The 14,601-nt window shown below is 75.0% G+C and carries 14 protein-coding genes; 8 read left to right on the forward strand and 6 right to left on the reverse strand.

Translation table 11 applies throughout. The features are described 5' to 3' along the window. Positions 1–194 precede the first annotated feature (194 nt). Both ACFY0I_RS03460 and ACFY0I_RS03465 read left to right on the forward strand, forming a co-directional pair. Positions 195–1,046: a hypothetical protein gene (locus ACFY0I_RS03460; protein ID WP_388889542.1), complete on the forward strand. Its 852-nt coding sequence runs from the start codon at positions 195–197 to the stop codon at positions 1,044–1,046. Between the two features lie 310 nt (positions 1,047–1,356). Continuing rightward, on the forward strand, positions 1,357–2,670 hold the full coding sequence (locus ACFY0I_RS03465; RefSeq protein ID WP_388889544.1) for an aspartate aminotransferase family protein: 1,314 nt from the start codon (positions 1,357–1,359) through the stop codon (positions 2,668–2,670). A 79-nt stretch (positions 2,671–2,749) separates the two neighbouring features. On the opposite strand, the gene ACFY0I_RS03470 is transcribed toward ACFY0I_RS03465, so the two are convergent. The 4 genes from ACFY0I_RS03470 to ACFY0I_RS03485 form a co-directional block, all read right to left on the reverse strand. Then, on the reverse strand, positions 2,750–3,934 hold the full coding sequence (locus ACFY0I_RS03470) for a YcaO-like family protein (protein ID WP_388889547.1): 1,185 nt from the start codon (positions 3,932–3,934) through the stop codon (positions 2,750–2,752). A 267-nt stretch (positions 3,935–4,201) separates the two neighbouring features. Further along, on the reverse strand, positions 4,202–5,050 hold the full coding sequence (locus ACFY0I_RS03475) for an ABC transporter permease (RefSeq protein ID WP_388889549.1): 849 nt from the start codon (positions 5,048–5,050) through the stop codon (positions 4,202–4,204). Continuing rightward, on the reverse strand, positions 5,047–6,150 hold the full coding sequence (locus ACFY0I_RS03480) for an ATP-binding cassette domain-containing protein (protein WP_388889551.1): 1,104 nt from the start codon (positions 6,148–6,150) through the stop codon (positions 5,047–5,049). Before ACFY0I_RS03480 ends, ACFY0I_RS03475 begins: the two co-directional genes overlap by 4 nt. 280 nt (positions 6,151–6,430) lie before the next feature. Further along, a complete protein-coding gene (locus ACFY0I_RS03485; RefSeq protein WP_388889553.1) occupies positions 6,431–6,610 on the reverse strand; it encodes a hypothetical protein in 180 nt (59 codons plus the stop codon). Between the two features lie 373 nt (positions 6,611–6,983). On the opposite strand from ACFY0I_RS03485, the gene ACFY0I_RS03490 reads away from it, so the two are divergent. The 6 genes from ACFY0I_RS03490 to ACFY0I_RS03515 all read left to right on the forward strand — a co-directional run bounded on the left by ACFY0I_RS03490 (position 6,984) and on the right by ACFY0I_RS03515 (position 12,313). After that, on the forward strand, positions 6,984–7,868 hold the full coding sequence (locus ACFY0I_RS03490) for a DUF692 domain-containing protein (RefSeq protein ID WP_388889555.1): 885 nt from the start codon (positions 6,984–6,986) through the stop codon (positions 7,866–7,868). After that, on the forward strand, positions 7,865–8,668 hold the full coding sequence (locus ACFY0I_RS03495) for a hypothetical protein (protein ID WP_388889557.1): 804 nt from the start codon (positions 7,865–7,867) through the stop codon (positions 8,666–8,668). The genes ACFY0I_RS03490 and ACFY0I_RS03495 overlap by 4 nt, the downstream gene beginning before the upstream one ends. Positions 8,669–8,843: 175 nt before the next feature. After that, complete coding sequence (locus tag ACFY0I_RS03500) at positions 8,844–9,380, forward strand: NUDIX hydrolase family protein (protein WP_388889559.1); 537 nt, start codon at positions 8,844–8,846, stop codon at positions 9,378–9,380. 211 nt (positions 9,381–9,591) lie between these two features. Beyond that, the gene (locus tag ACFY0I_RS03505) at positions 9,592–10,938 is read left to right on the forward strand and encodes a phytase (protein ID WP_388889562.1); all 1,347 of its coding nucleotides are present in this window, start codon (positions 9,592–9,594) and stop codon (positions 10,936–10,938) included. Between the two features lie 190 nt (positions 10,939–11,128). Then, a complete protein-coding gene (locus ACFY0I_RS03510) occupies positions 11,129–11,884 on the forward strand; it encodes a DJ-1/PfpI family protein (RefSeq protein ID WP_388889565.1) in 756 nt (251 codons plus the stop codon). 45 nt (positions 11,885–11,929) lie between these two features. Next, a complete protein-coding gene (locus ACFY0I_RS03515; RefSeq protein ID WP_388889568.1) occupies positions 11,930–12,313 on the forward strand; it encodes a VOC family protein in 384 nt (127 codons plus the stop codon). 75 nt (positions 12,314–12,388) lie between these two features. Here the strand turns inward: ACFY0I_RS03515 and ACFY0I_RS03520 are convergent, their stop codons facing one another. Both ACFY0I_RS03520 and ACFY0I_RS03525 read right to left on the reverse strand, forming a co-directional pair. Beyond that, positions 12,389–13,390 (reverse strand): SDR family NAD(P)-dependent oxidoreductase, encoded by a 1,002-nt coding sequence (locus ACFY0I_RS03520; RefSeq protein WP_388889570.1) that lies wholly within the window; start codon positions 13,388–13,390, stop codon positions 12,389–12,391. Next, entirely contained in the window at positions 13,387–14,571 is a 1,185-nt protein-coding gene (locus tag ACFY0I_RS03525; protein WP_388889572.1) for a glycosyltransferase, read from the reverse strand. Before ACFY0I_RS03525 ends, ACFY0I_RS03520 begins: the two co-directional genes overlap by 4 nt. Between the last annotated feature and the right edge of the window lie 30 nt (positions 14,572–14,601).

Below are 14,601 nucleotides of genomic sequence, written 5' to 3' on the forward strand. Positions count from 1 at the left end.
CGCGCGGCAGTGGCCCACGCCGAATCCCCGAAAGGCGGCACTCCCATGACCGAACGTCCCCTGTGCGCACCGGCGTACGAGCAGCAGCCCCTGACACCCCCGCGACCGGTCGTGGGACTCCCCCTCGGCAGCGCGCCCGTGGGCGGAGCCGGTCCCGCGGCAGCGGGGGCAGGCGCACGGACGGGGACGGCGACATGAGCGTGCAGGCCGCGTTCGCGGCGCTGCTCGCCGCCCCCGGCCGGCTGTGCCCGGAGTTGCGCCGGCACCCGGACCGGCTGGCCGCCCGTTACGGCCTGTCCGAGCAGGAGCTGGGCATCCTCGCGGCCGTTCCGCAGGCGGCGTACGAGGCCATGGCGCGCGAGGTGAGCGCGAAGGCGCGCGTCGTCCTGGGGGTGGCGATGCCGCAGACCGTCCGGGAGGCGGAGCGCCACCACGCGGCCGCCCTGGAGTCCTACCTGTCCGGCACGGTGCGGACGGCGGACGGCGACCATCCGCTGGACGCGGCCCGGGAGGGCCGGCTTTTCCTCGCCTCCCCCGACGCACGTTTCCCGGCGGACCTGCGGGACTTCGCCCGCCTGGAACTCCGCCAGTACGAACTCCTCCAGGACCGGGTGGCGGCCTCGGCCGCGCGGCGCTGGGAGGAGATCGCCCCCGGGGAGGCCGCGGCCCTGCGACGGACTCCGGAGCGGGTTCTGCGGGGGTACCCGATGGCGCCGGCGACGGTGCGCGTCGAGGTGTTCGAGCACGACGTGACGGCCGTGGGGGCGCCGGCGGAGATCCCCGCCGGGCGGACGGTGGTACTGCTGCACCGCCGGTGGAGCGCGCCGGTCCTGACGTACCGCGTGGGGGCGGGCACGGCCCTGTTGATGCGGCTGTGCGACGGCAGCCGGACCGGCGAGGAGGTCCTCGAGGCGGCGGAGGTGTCGCGGGACGCGGGCGCCGAGGCGCTGGGCACCCTGGCCGCGGCGGGGCTGGTCGTGGTCGCGGACCCCTGGGGGCGCGGGGTGGAGGTCCTGCTTCCGGGTCCGCATGACGGATTCGTCTGACGGAGTCGTGTGACACAGGCGGGTGACGCAGGCGGGTGACGCAGTCGTGTGACGGATCCGCCTGCCGAGCGGTACGCCGCTCGCGTCGTCCGTCGGATCGCTCGAACGCATGACCTGGCGTCGTGGGGCGGGTGCCTACCGTGAAGGCGTTCCGCACAGCGCCACGCGAGGAGGCCCCCATGCTGCCGCACGCCACTCCCGGACCCACGGCCCACCGCGGCCCGTCCGGATCGTCCACGCCGGCCCCGTACCCGCGCTCGTCCTCCCACGTCTGCGCCTGCGCACCCGCACCAGCGTCCGGAGCCGGGTCGTGAGCGTCCCGGCCCCGGTGCGCGCCACCGGGTACCCGATCCTTCTTCCCAACGCCGTCGTCGGCCGCTCCCCCGCGGCCCGGCTGTGCCTGGTGCGGGGCAAGGGGGCCGTGCTGTGGGACAGCGCGGGGCGGGCCCTGATCGACACGCTCGCCGGCCTCGGACAGTGCGCCGTCGGCTACGGCCGGGAGGAACTGGCCGAGGCCGCCGCCGCCCAGATGCGGGAGCTGTCCTCGTACCCGCTGCACGCCGGCCCGGTCAACGAGCCGGCCCTGCTGCTGGCCCGGCGGCTGGCCGACCTGTCCCCCGCGCCCGGCAGCCGCGTCAGTTACACCAGCTCGGGCAGCGAGGGCGTCGAGACGGCGCTGAAGCTCGCGCGGCTCGCGCACTTCCACCACAGCGGGCAGCACCGGCCGTTCGTCCTGGCCCTGGAGGGCTCCTACCACGGCGCCACGGCCGGGGCGCTGGCCGTCACCGCCCGAGCGGAGGTGCACCAGGGGCTCGGCCCGCCGTCACGGCACACCGTACGACTGACCCGGCCGGACCCGCACGCGCTGGGTCCGGACGCGGTCCCGATGTTGGTGTGCGAGCTGGAGCGGGCGATCGAACGGGTCGGGCCCGGCCTGATCAGCGCCTTCATCGGCGAACCCGTCATGGGGGTGGCCGGCAACGTCGTCCCGCCGCCCGGCTACTGGCCGGCGGTCCGCCGGGTGCTGGAAGCGCACGGCATCCTGCTCATCGCGGACGAGGTCGCCACCGGGTACGGCCGGACCGGCGACTGGTTCGCCTCTCCCCGCCACGGGATCAACCCCGACATCGTCGTCACGGCCAAGGCCCTGACCAGCGGCTACCTCCCGATGGGCGCCGTACTCGTGGGCCGACGGGTCCTCGACATGCTGGACGGGTTCCCCCTGCGGCACGGTTTCACCGCGAGCGGGCACGCCACCGGCGCCGCCGTGGCGCTGGCCAACCTGGACGTCATCGAACGCGAGGGGCTCGCGCGGCGGGCCGCCGGGACGGGCGGCCGGATGCTCGCGGCCCTGCGCCCGCTGGAGGAGTTGCCCTGGGTACGGGAGGTGCGCGGCTGCGGCCTGATGCTCGCCGTGGACTTCGGCGCCGACCCCGCCGTGGTGGAACGGGCACGGGCCCTGCCCGGCCGGGCCGCCGAGGCCGGGGTCCTGATCCCGCACGCCGCCGGGATGATCCGACTGACCCCGCCGCTGGTGCTCACCGACGCTCAGGCCGAGCAGATCGTGGACGTGGTCACCGCGGAGGTCCGCCGGCTGGGTTCGGCCGCCCGCACAAGCGGCTGAAGCGCTGCCCGCCCCCTTGGAAAACCGGCCCGTCGGGCCGCGGCTTCCAAGGGGGCAGGGGCGCGTGGGGCGTCAGGCCTCACCCGACGGATTCGCGACCGGTGCGCACGCGGCGGGTGGCCGGTGGCGCGCCGGTCGGGGGTGGCGGGGCGGGCCGGGGTACCGATCGGATCGGGGTGCGGGGTGCGACGAGCAGGGTGTGGGCGAGTTCCAGTCCCGCGGGCAGGTCGGTGAGCGTCGCCACGCGGAGCGACATGCCCCGGTCGGCGAGCAGGTCCACGATCCGTCGCAGGTGCGCCGCCGGGGAGGCGGGTGCGCCGTCGGCGACGAAAGGCATCGGTTCCGCGCGCCCGCCGTCGCCCCGTCCCGTGCAGCCGTACCGCGATCCGTCCCGCTCGCCGAGGGGCAGGACGGCCGCCCAGGGCGGCAGGGCCCCGGCGGGTACGGTCGTCATGTGCGCGGCGTCGGCCGAGACCACCGTCGGATGGCGTCCCCAGGCCGTACCCGCGGGCAGGGTGTCCTCCAGCAGTCCCCGGCAGGCCCTCCGCACGGCGAACGCCGGCGACAGGGAGGTGCCGAGCCCGAGGCGCGGCGGCTCCCCCGCAGTGGTCACCGCGTACGCCAGGAAGACGGGTACCGGGGCTTCGATCGCCGCGATGTCCACCCGGGCGCCGATCCGGTGCTCCGTCCGGTCCACGACGTCGGCCAGGCCGGGAGGCAGCGTCGCCCGGTCCAGCACCGGCACCGTCGCCGGGCCCGCGTTCGGGCCGTAGGGGACGGCGGCGGCCAGGAAGCGGGCCACCGCCATCCGTTCCACGGCCTCGTTCACCGCGTGCAGGAGCGCCTCGGCGTCGGTGCAACCGATCCCGGTGCCGCCGACGGCTCCGACGGCCGGGCCCCGAGCGGGAGCCCGGCTTGGCACGCCGGCTCGTCTGCCCGGTTGCCGGCGTCGCGCCGCGTGGCCCTCCAGGGCTTCCAGCAGCGCGCCGGTCCGCGCGGTCCCCGTGCTCCCGGCGCCCAGACCCCGGCCGGCCACGCTGCCGTCGGCGTGGCGCAGGGTGCAGGCGAAGACGGTGGGATCGCCGCCGAAGCCGAGCATGTCGGCGTGGAGCCCGAGGAGATGGGCGCAGCGCAGGCCGCGGGCCTCGGCCTGTACGACGTCGGCGGTCCGTTCACCGGCGTCGGGCGGGGGGCCGTGGCGGCGCGGTCGCAGGCAGGCGAGCGGCCGCGCGTCGTCGGGGCGGGTGGTGGGGAGGGTGGACATGGTGCGACCTCCGCGGTCGGGCCCGAAGGCCGGTGTGCGCCGGGGCGGTTGCCCCGGCCCCCTTCGAGTGGAGCGTGCATTGGCCCGAACGGCCGTCGTCCGTTCGGGCCTTGTCGGGGCGAGGCGGGGCGATTCGGGTCGCGTCGATCAGGTCGTGGCGAACCGCCCGGCCCGTCACCCCCGGGCCGGTCGACCGGGCCGGCCACCCCGGCCGGCCACCCCGGCCGGTGGACCAAGCCGGTCCACCGCGCCGGTCCACCGCGCCCGTCACCCGCGCCGGAACAGCCGGGCCGCGGCCCACAGCATGAGCAGGCCCGCGCCGAGGACGAGCAGGAGTTCCATCCAGACCGGCACCCGGTAGCCGCCCCAGGTGACTCCGGGTGCGGCGGCCGTGGCGCCCGCGGCGGCGAACACCGCCCGGCGCAGCGGGTCCACCCCGTACGCGAGCGGGTCGAAGCGGGTGATGACGGACAGCCAGCCGGGCAGTCGCGACAGCGGGAAGAGCGCGCCGGAGAGGAAGAACAGGGGTTGCACCACCATCTGCGTGAACGCCATGAAGGACTGGACGGAGCGCATGCGGGCCGCCACGAGCACACCGAAGCAGGAGAACGTGAAGCCGAGCAGCGCCATCTCGCCCAACAGCGTCAGCATCAGCTTCGGGCCGTACGGAACGCCGACCGCGCCGGCGAGGGCCAGCACGATCGTGCCCTGGAGCAGGGCGGTGGTCATCCCGCCGAGGCATTTTCCGGTGACGATGGCCGTCCGGCTCACCGGCGCCACCAACATCTCGCGCAGGAACCCGAACTCCCGGTCCCACACGATGGACGCGGCCGCCCCGATCGAGGCGAAGACCACCGGCATGGCGAGGGCGCCCGGGTAGAGGAAGGTCTGGTAGGGCATCCCGTACACGGGCCGGGTCAGCGCTCCCAGGCCGGCGCCGAGGGCGAAGAGGAAGAGCATCGGCTGGAGCAGGGCGGTGGCGATCCGGACCGGTTCGGCGACCAGGCGGAGCATGTCGCGGTGCCAGACGACGCGGACCGTCCGCAGGTGGCCGCGCAGGCCCAGGCCGGGCGTGGCGAGGCTGAGGGGGGCGGCGACGTACCCGACGGCGGTCATCGGGTCCTCCGGCGGCGCTCGGCCTGCGCGAGCCGGGCGGCCCCGGGTCCGCGTCGCGGCCCCGCGTCGCCATCGGGGTCGGAGCCGTTCTCCGGCGGCCCGTCGCGATCGGTCCAGGCGAGGAACACGTCGTCGAGCGAGGGCCGGGAGACCTCCATGGAGCGGACCGGGACACCGAGCCCGCGGGCGAGTCCGGGCAGGAAGCCCGGCCCGTCCGGTACCAGGACCACGACCGCGCCGTCCTCCTCGGTGCGCCCGCGCAGCCCGAACCGCTCCCCGAGCGCGGCCAGCGCCGCCTCGGGGTCGGACGTGGTGAACCGGACCCGGTCCGCACCGCGTTCGGCCTTCAGCTCCGCCGGGCTGCCGATGGCGGCGACCCGTCCGTGGTCCATGATCGCGATGCGGTCGCAGACCTCGGCCTCGTCCAGGTAGTGCGTGGTCATGAAGATCGTGACGCCTTCGGTGCGCCGCAGGTCGCGGATGCAGGTCCACAGTCGGCGGCGGGTCTGCGGATCGAGGCCGACGGTGGGTTCGTCGAGGAACAGCACGCGCGGCGCGTGGAGCAGCCCGCGGGCGATCTCCAGTCGGCGCTGCATGCCGCCGGAGAGGGTCTTGACCTTGCTGCCCCGCCGGTCGGTCAGGCCCACGAGGCCCAACACCCTCTCGACGCGCGGGTCGATGGCCGTACGGGCGACCCCGTACATCTGGGCGTGGAAGCGGAGGTTGCGTTCCACGGTGAGTTGCCCGTCGAGGGTGGACTCCTGGAACACCAGGCCGATCTGCCGGCGGGTCGCCGCCCGCTCGCGGACGACGTCGTGTCCGGCGACGGTGGCGGTGCCGCCCGTGGGCTCGACGAGCGTGCACAACATGCCGATGGTGGTCGACTTGCCGGCTCCGTTGGGCCCGAGGAATCCGAAGATCTCGCCGGCGTGCACCCGAAGGTCGACGCCGCGGACCGCGGTGAGGTCCCCGTACGTCTTGGTCAGGCCCCTCGCCTCGACGGCCGGCACGGGATCCGGTACGGAGGTGGTAGCGGGAGCTGTGGTGCGCCGGGGGGCGGCGCCTGCCTTCGTCGGGCGGAACGGCGATGCGGTGATCACGACGTGGCTCCTCGGGTCCTCGATGCCGGGTGGTACCTGGTGGGGGCGGTGTCTGGAGGGGGCCGCGTGGTGCGGGGCGACCGGTGCGGGGGCCGGTACCCGGTCGGCTCCGGTGGCCGCGGGGGCTCACCTCGACGGTAGGCGGGGGCCCGCGGCGCCCCCGTCGTCCGGCTGGACGAGCCGGGGGACGACGTCCCGTACGAGGGGGCGCGGAAGCGGCCGCGGGCATGGCGCGAGGGCGGCGGGACGCGGGTCCCACCGCCCTGCGGGGCGCGTGTTCTCAGCGGCGCGGCCGGGCGGCCGCCGAGTGGGCGGGGGTCTCGGCCGGAACGACGGTCAGGCAGTCCTCGCAGCTCTGGCAGGCCTGGGAGGGTGCTCCGGCCGCGGCCGGCAGCAGGGCGAATCCGAACTCCGTCGCGCCGGTGGTGGTGGGGCGGGCTCCTGCGGTCATGGTGGTCATGGTGTGCTCCGATCGGAATGGGTGTCTTCGTTCCGGCTCCGGGTTCCGGCAGGGCGGTCCGCCGGAACCCGCGCCCCCGCCCGGCGACCCGGTGGCTCACCAGCAGCGGCGTCCCCCACGCTAGGAACCACGGGGACGGCCCGCTGTCCTCCCATGGGACGACCCGGGGGGACGAACGCGGGCGCACCGCGATCCGTGGGGCCCGGGATCGACCGGCCCCGCGTCGGCGCCGCTCCTGCGTCCCCCCTCTCCTGCATCCCCCCGCTCCACCGTCCCCCCGCTCCACCGTTCGCAGGACGGAGCCGGCGGGCCGGGCTGCCTAGCCTCGGGACCAGGAGCACCGGCAGACCGCCGCCACGCCTGAGGAGTGACCATGCCCGCACACCTGCCCCGTCTCGGTTCCGGACTCGGATACCGCAAGGAGCTCGCCTCGGATGTCGCCACCGCCGGCGAGGCCGTCGACTGGCTCGAAGTGATCACCGAGCACTACCTGTTCGCTCCGCCGGACGTGCGCGAGTCGCTGGGCGCACTGCGACGCGACCGCCCCCTCGTGCCGCACGGACTGGAGTTGTCGCTGGGGTCGCCGGAGGAACCCGATCCGCACTACGTACAGGCGCTCGCCGCCCTCGTCGAGGAGATCGACGCCCCGTGGTTCAGCGACCACGTGTGCTTCACCCGCGCCGGCGGGGTCTCCGTCGGCACGCTGACACCCCTGCCGCGCAGTCGGGGCGTCGCCCGCAACTTCGCCCGTCGCGCGCAGGCGGTCCAGGCCGCCGTGGGCGCGCCGTTGATCCTGGAGAACATCACCTACCACCTCGACCTGCCGCACCCGCTGACCGAGGCCGAGTTCCTCACGGAGCTGATGGAACACTGCGACTGCGGGCTGCTCCTCGACCTGACGAACCTCGACATCAACTCCCGCAACCACCATTACGACGTCGGGGAGTTCCTCGACACGATCCCGCTGGAGCGGGTCGTACAGGTGCACCTCGCGGGTGGCATCGAGAGCGCGGACGGCACGGCTCGGGACAGCCACAGCGCGCCCGTTCCGGAGCGGGTGTGGCAGCTCCTGGCCGAACTCGCCGGCCGGACCGAGCTCAGGGCCACCCTGGTGGAACGGGACCAGGACTTTCCCGACGACTTCACGGAACTCACCGCCGAACTCGCCCGCGCCCGGCGGATCGTCGGGTTCGGAGCGCCGCGGCGGGCGCCCGGGCTCGCGGCCGTGCTCCCTGCCGGACGGGTGGCCGGCCGATGACCCTCGTCGACGCGCTGGCGGCCCTGCTGACCGGCCCCGCGCTCACCGTCGCCGAACTGCGGGCGGACCCCGAGGCGGTGCGCCGGCGGTACGGCCTCGGCGAGGAGGACCTCGCGCTGATCAGCGGCGTCCCGGACACGGTGTACGCCATGGTGGCCGGGGACGTCGCCGAGAAGCACCGGGTGGTGATCGGGCTCGCCCTGCCCGGGACGGTCGCCGAGGTCATCGCCCGACACCGTTCGGTGCTGCGGGAGTACGTCACCGGCTCCGTCCGTCCCGCCCACCCGGACGACCCGGTCGGGGCCGTGCGGTCCGCGACGGCGTTCCTGGACTTCGCCGCCGGACGGCTCCCGTCGGGCCTGCTGGCGTTCGGCCGGTTCGAACTGGAGCGGTACCGGCTCGGCCGGGACGAGGTGGCGGTGCGGGCCGCACGGCACTGGTACGAGACCGGGCCGCGGCAGGTCGCCGCCCTCGACGCCGACGCAGTCGAACACGGGGTGCCGGTGGTGCCGGCGACCGTCGTCGTCCTCGATCTCGACCACGACGTGACCGCGCCGGACGCACCCGCGGTGGTGCCCGCCACAGCGGTCCCGGTGGCCCTCCAACGGACGTGGCAGGAGCCGGTCCGGGCGTTCCGACTCGACTCCGGCACCAGGGAGTTGCTCCGGATGTGCGACGGCACCCGCACCGGGGCACGGGCGGCAGCGGCGGCCGGCGCCGGCCCCCAGGAGGGCGGCGCGGCGCTGCTGGCGTTGGCCCGCTCCGGTCTGCTGGTGATCGCGAGGAGTGCGGCGCGCTGACGCCGGGCCGGGTCGCCCGTCCACGGGCGCCGGTCGGCCCGCCCGCGACCAATGGCGCGGGCGGCTGCCGCTCCGTCAGGACCGAACTCGGCGGCGACCGAACGCCGCTCGAACTGCCTTGTGCGAACCGGCCCCGATTACTGCGGGCGCCCCACCAGGAACGTATGCTCAAGCAATGTCTGACACGACCGAAACCACGCCCGGCTGGCTGACCACCGACGAACTGGAAACAGCCCGGACCCGGATGCCGATCCTGTACGTGGAGGCCGTGCCCGTACGCGTGGACGACAGCGGCGAAGTCACCAGCATCGGGCTGCTGCTGCGCATGGGTCCGGCCGGGACGGTCAGCCGGACCCTGGTGTCCGGCCGCGTCCTGCACCACGAGCGGGTCCGGGACGCGCTGCTGCGGCACTTGGAGAAGGACCTCGGCCCGGTCGCCCTGCCCCGGATCCCTTCGTCCCTCCAGCCCTTCACCGTTGCCGAGTACTTCCCCACCGCCGGCATCACCTCGTACCACGACCCGCGCCAGCACGCCGTGTCCCTCGCCTACATCGTCCCGGTGACCGGCGACTGCCGCCCCCGTCAGGACGCGCTCGACCTGGTGTGGTTCAGCCCCCAGGAGGCGGCCTCCCCGGCCGTGCAGAGCGAGATGCCCGGCGGCCACGGAGTGCTGCTGAAGCAGGCCCTCGCCCACGTCGGACACACGTACTGAGGACGGACGGACGGCAACCACGGGGGCGCGGAGCCTCCGTGGTTCGTACGCGGGCTCGGGCGACCCGGCCGGTCGGGGCGGTTCGGCCGCACGTCATGTTCATGTCGTGCATGGCTGTCCGTCGCCCGGTGACAACGCGCCCGTAACGCGAGGGCTCCAGTCTTCAGCCGCCATGGCCCGTACGTGTCCGACCAACCGCTGGAGACGCCCGGTGGAACTTCACCGCCTTGATCGCCCTCGTCGTACTCGTCCCGCCCGCCCCGTCACGGCCGCCTTCGCGCTGACCGCGGCGTTCGCCGTCCTCGCCGGTCTCACCTCGGCCGCTCCGGCCGCGGCGCAGGGCCGCGGGAGCGGCTCGCTGCCCGCGGTCACCGCGGTGGCGGAGACCGCCACGCTGTTCGACGACGAGGAGGGCGGCAACGCCAACGCCGACGACCCCGCCATCTGGCGCAACAGCGCCGACCCCGGCCGCAGCCTGGTCGTCGCCACGGCCAAGGAGGGCGGGTTGCGCGTCTACGACCTCGGCGCGCGCCAGGTGCAGGCACTGCCCGCGCCGAGCGGGCCGGGCCCCGATGACGCGCCGGGGCGGTTCAACAACGTCGACCTGATCCACCGGATGCGCCTGTCAACGGGGCGGGCGGACCTCGCCGTCGTCACCGACCGCGGAAACGACCGGCTCCGCTTCTACCGCATCGACCGCGACCGGCCCGGAGGCCCGCTGACCGACGTCACCGCGCCGACCGTCCCCCCGGTCTTCTCCGGCTCGCAGGAGGAGATCAACGACCAGCGCACCGCCTATGGCCTGGCGACCTGGACGGACCGGGCCACCGGCCGTGACTACGCCCTGGTCAGCCGCCGCCACGAGACCCGCGTCGCCCTCCTCGAACTGGCGGCCTCCGCCGGCGGCACGGTCGGGTACCGCCTGGTACGGACCCTGGACCTGCCCTCCTCCTTCCGGCTGCCGAACGGGACGTCCTGGACCCCCTGCGGCGAGCCGGGCGAACGCCCGCAGGTGGAGGGCATGGTCGTCGACCCGGCGAGCGGCACGCTCTACGCCGGCCAGGAGGACGTCGGCATCTGGCGGATGCCCGCCGATCTGACCTCGGCGCCGGTACTGGTGGACCGGGTCCGCGAGTACGGCGTCCCCGCCGCATTCGACGAGGAGACCGAGGAGTGCACGGCGGGCGCCGACCCGGGCTTCGGCGGCCGTCGCCTGTCCGCGGACGTGGAGGGGCTGACCATCGTCGACGAGGGCGACGGTGACGGCTACCTCATGGCGTCGAGCCAGGGCGACGACACCTTCGCCTTCTACGACCGCGAGCGCGAGGACGGGCACGAGTACGAGGGCGGCGTACGGATCACCGCACGCTCCCGCACCCTCGACGGATCGGAGGAGTGCGACGGCGCCGCGGCCCTGAACCAGCCCCTCGGCCGTGCGTTCCCCCGCGGCCTCCTCGTGGTCCAGGACGGCCACGACAGCCCCGAGGACGGTCCGCGCACCGCCACCGGCTTCAAGTTCGTGGACCTGGGTCAGGTGTTGGACGCCCTGGACGACTGACCGACGTCCGACCGCAGGGCGGGGCCGTGATGACTCCCCGGGCGGATGTGGCGTACGACACGACGGGCGCGGGGAACTCCCCCGCCCCGCGGTCCGACTTCTGACCCGCGCCGGGTGGGCTTTCGCGCCCGCCCGGCCCCCTCCGCCACGCGGGCGGCCGGGGCAACCGCGATCGGAACGGGACGACCGGATGAACCGCAGGGACCTACTCCGAGCCTCGACCGCGATCGGCGCCACGGCCGCGGCGGTCGGCGCGGCCACCGGGCCGGCCACGGCCGCGGCGGCGAGCGCCGCACCGCGTTCCGCCGCCGAGGCGGGCGGCCCGCTGCGCGTGCACGTCGTCATGTTCGACGGCGTGGAGGAACTGGACTTCGCCGCCCCCTACGAGGTCTTCGCCGCAGCCCGGTTCTTCACGGACCGCACGATCGACGTCCGCTACGTGACGGTCTCCGGCCCGGGCACCGTCCGGGCCGCGTACGGCACACGGGTCGAGGTCGAGCACGCCTGGGCTCCCCGCTCGGCGGACGTCATCGTGGTACCCGGTGGCGGATACGCACGCCCCGGCGGCCCCGGCGTTCCCGCCGAGATCGCCAAGGGCACGCTCCCGCGGAGCCTGGCCTCGGCGGCCCGGCGCGGCCTCACCATCAGCGGGATCTGCACGGGCGTCATGCTGCTGTCCGCCGCCGGCCTGACGAGGAACCGCCCCTGCACCACCCATCACAAGGCGCGCCCCGATCTGGAGCGGCAGGGCGGCCTGTTGAAGAACGCGCGCGTGGTGGACGACGGCGACCTGGTCACGGCGGGCGGCATCACCTCGGGCCTGGACCTCGCCCTGTGGCTGGTACGCCGGGAGCTGGGCGCCGATGCGGCGACGGGGGTCGAGACGATGCTCGAGTACGAGGCCCGCGGCACGGTGTGGGTCCCTCCGACGGTTGCGCGGTCGTAGGAACCCCACCGTGCGCGTCGGCGCCGCCCACCTAGACTGACGGGCATGGCATCCCGCATCAGTGAGCTGGTCATCGACGCTGCCGACCCGGAGCGGCTCGCCGCGTTCTGGAGCGAGGTCCTCGGCTACGTCGAACTCAATCGGGAGGACGACGGAAGCATCGAGATCGGGCCGCCCGGCATCGGCTTCGGCGGACCGCAGCCCACGCTCGTCCTCAGCCCCAGCACCGATCCCCGGTCCGGGAAACTCCCTCTGCACATCGACGTCAATCCCACCGACCGGGACCAGGACGCCGAGTTGGAACGGCTGCTGGCCCTCGGGGCCCGGCCCGCCGACGTCGGCCAGAGCGGCTCCGAGGGCTGGCACGTCCTGACCGACCCGGAAGGCAACGAGTTCTGCCTCCTGCGCACCCGCCTCAAGCCCCTCTGAGCACGGCACGACGCACGGCTCGGGCCGCCCGGGTTCGGGCAGCGGGCGGCCGCCGGCGCCCGCCCCGTCGCCGAGCTACACCGCGTAGCGGTTCGGGGCGAAGAGGGTGGGGTTCGCCGCGACCCAGTCCGAGGTGCGGCGCAGGCCCTCCTCCAGGCCGACCCGGGGGCGCCAGCCGGCCCAGTCGCGGGCCCGGCGGTTGTCCGACAGCAGGCGCTGGACCTCGCTGCCCGAGGGCCGCAGTCGGGCCGGGTCGACGACCACCTCGGCGTCCCGGCCGGAGGCCTTGATCAGGGCCTGGGCCAGATCACCGACGGAGATCTCCTCGCCGGTGCCGAGGTTGACGACCTCGCCCAGTGCCCGGTCGCACTCGGCCACCGCGAGGAAACCCTCGGCCGTGTCCGTGACGTACGTGAAGTCCCGGGTCGGGGTGAGCGACCCGAGCCGGATCTCGCGGGAGCCCGCGTGGAGTTGGGCGAGGATCGTGGGGATGACCGCGCGCGCCGACTGGCGCGGTCCGTACGTGTTGAACGGGCGCACCACCGTCACCGGAAGTTCGAAGGCGTGGTGGAAGGAGAGCGCCATCATGTCCGCGCCGATCTTCGACGCGGAGTACGGGGACTGCGGTTGCAGCGGGTGGCTCTCGGAGATCGGGGCGGTCAGCGCCGTCCCGTAGACCTCGCTGGTCGAGGTGTGCACGAGGCGGCGTACGCCGTGGCGGCGGCAGGCCTCGGCCATGTTCTGGGTGCCGGTGACGTTGGTCTGCACGTACGCACCCGGTGAGGCGTAGCTGTACGGGATCCCGATCAGCGCCGCCAGGTGGAGGACGGTGTCGCAGCCGGCGACGGCGTCGCTGACCCGGCCCGCGTCCCGGACGTCACCGGCCCACATCTCGACGGGGCCGTCCGGGTCGGCGAGGTGGCGCGCCAGGTGGCCCTTCTCGGCGTACGGCTTGTAGTGCACGAAGGCCCGTACGCGCGCGCCCCGGGCCACCAGCAGGTCGACCAACGTCGATCCGATGAAGCCTTCGGCTCCGGTGACGAGGACGGTGCGGCCGGTCCAGCTGTTCGGGTTCATATGCGCTCCAGGTGAGGGGTGGGGACGAAGCCGGCGACGCGGAGGACTTCCGCGGCCAGCAGTTCGGCGGCCCGCGCGTGCGGGCCGGGGTCGGCGGCGCCGGCCATGGCCGTCAGTCGGGCCGGGTCGGCCAACAGCGGGCCGATCAGGCCGGCGAGGCGTTCGGCGGTGGTTTCGGCGTCGGGCAGCAGCAGTCCGGCGCCCGCGTCGGTCAGGACCCGCGCGTTGTGGGTCTGGTGGTCGCCGGGGGCGTACGGGTAGGGCACCAGGACGGCGGGGACGCCGGTGGCCGCCAGTTCGGCGACGGTCGCCGAGCCGGCGCGGCACACCACGAGGTCGGCGGCCGCGTAGACGAGGTCCATCCGGTCCAGGTACGGCACGGCCCGGGCGATGCGCTGCCCGCCGGAGGCGGCGAGGTCGGCGACCGTGTCGGGGAGCGCGGCCGGGCCGGTCTTGACCAGGAGTTGTACGTCGTCCCGGTATTGCCACAGCCCGGCGAGCGCGATCGCGGCGCGGGTGAGGCGGACGGCGCCGAGGCTGCCGCCGTTGAAGACGACGAGCCGCCGCCCCTCGGGGACGCCGAGCGCGCGCCGGGCATCGGCCCGCAGGGCCGTCCGGTGCGCTCCGGGGAGCTCGGCGAGGCCGGCGAGGGCCGCGGAGATCGGCATGCCGGTGGTGAGCGCCCGGGCGCCGCCCGACAGGTGGCCGCGGCTGCGGTCGAAGGCCACGGCGACGTGCGGGGTGAGGCGGGCCGCGAACTGGTTGGCGCGGCCGGGGACGGCGTTGGACTCGTGGATCACGGCCGGCAGCCCCGCCAGGCGGGCCCCGAGGACGGCGGGCGCGCTGGGGTAGCCGCCCATGCCCACGACGACCTGGGCTCCCTGGCCGCGGATCACGGCGCGGGCCTGGTGCGCGGAGCGCAGCAGGGCGGCCGGCAGCAGGTAGCGCTTGGCCCCCAGGGCCGGGTCGAAGGGGATCATGTCGACGGTGTGCAGGCGGTATCCGGCGCCGGGGATCAGCTCGGTCTCCAGGCCCCGCTCGGTCCCGATGAACGAGACCACCGCGCCCGGCACGGCGGCGCGCAGTGCCTCGGCGAGGGCGAGGCCGGGGTAGATGTGGCCGCCGGTGCCGCCCGCACCGATCACGACGGAGAGTGCCGCGGATGTGTGTGGTGTGGTCATGGCCGCACACTCCCGGTGCGCCCTAAGAAC

Source organism: Streptomyces sp. NPDC001568 (genome assembly GCF_042893755.1).
In the GTDB taxonomy this organism is placed as follows: Bacteria; Actinomycetota; Actinomycetes; order Streptomycetales; family Streptomycetaceae; genus Streptomyces.

Coding starts and splice junctions, on each gene's coding strand:
- ACFY0I_RS03510 (WP_388889565.1), top strand. CDS start 11,129: ATGAACCGCAGGGACCTACTCCGAGCCTCGACCGCGATCGGCGCCACG.
- ACFY0I_RS03495 (WP_388889557.1), top strand. CDS start 7,865: ATGACCCTCGTCGACGCGCTGGCGGCCCTGCTGACCGGCCCCGCGCTC.
- ACFY0I_RS03490 (WP_388889555.1), top strand. CDS start 6,984: ATGCCCGCACACCTGCCCCGTCTCGGTTCCGGACTCGGATACCGCAAG.
- ACFY0I_RS03500 (WP_388889559.1), top strand. CDS start 8,844: ATGTCTGACACGACCGAAACCACGCCCGGCTGGCTGACCACCGACGAA.
- ACFY0I_RS03525 (WP_388889572.1), bottom strand. CDS start 14,571: ATGACCACACCACACACATCCGCGGCACTCTCCGTCGTGATCGGTGCG.
- ACFY0I_RS03460 (WP_388889542.1), top strand. CDS start 195: ATGAGCGTGCAGGCCGCGTTCGCGGCGCTGCTCGCCGCCCCCGGCCGG.
- ACFY0I_RS03475 (WP_388889549.1), bottom strand. CDS start 5,050: ATGACCGCCGTCGGGTACGTCGCCGCCCCCCTCAGCCTCGCCACGCCC.
- ACFY0I_RS03470 (WP_388889547.1), bottom strand. CDS start 3,934: ATGTCCACCCTCCCCACCACCCGCCCCGACGACGCGCGGCCGCTCGCC.
- ACFY0I_RS03520 (WP_388889570.1), bottom strand. CDS start 13,390: ATGAACCCGAACAGCTGGACCGGCCGCACCGTCCTCGTCACCGGAGCC.
- ACFY0I_RS03485 (WP_388889553.1), bottom strand. CDS start 6,610: ATGACCACCATGACCGCAGGAGCCCGCCCCACCACCACCGGCGCGACG.
- ACFY0I_RS03515 (WP_388889568.1), top strand. CDS start 11,930: ATGGCATCCCGCATCAGTGAGCTGGTCATCGACGCTGCCGACCCGGAG.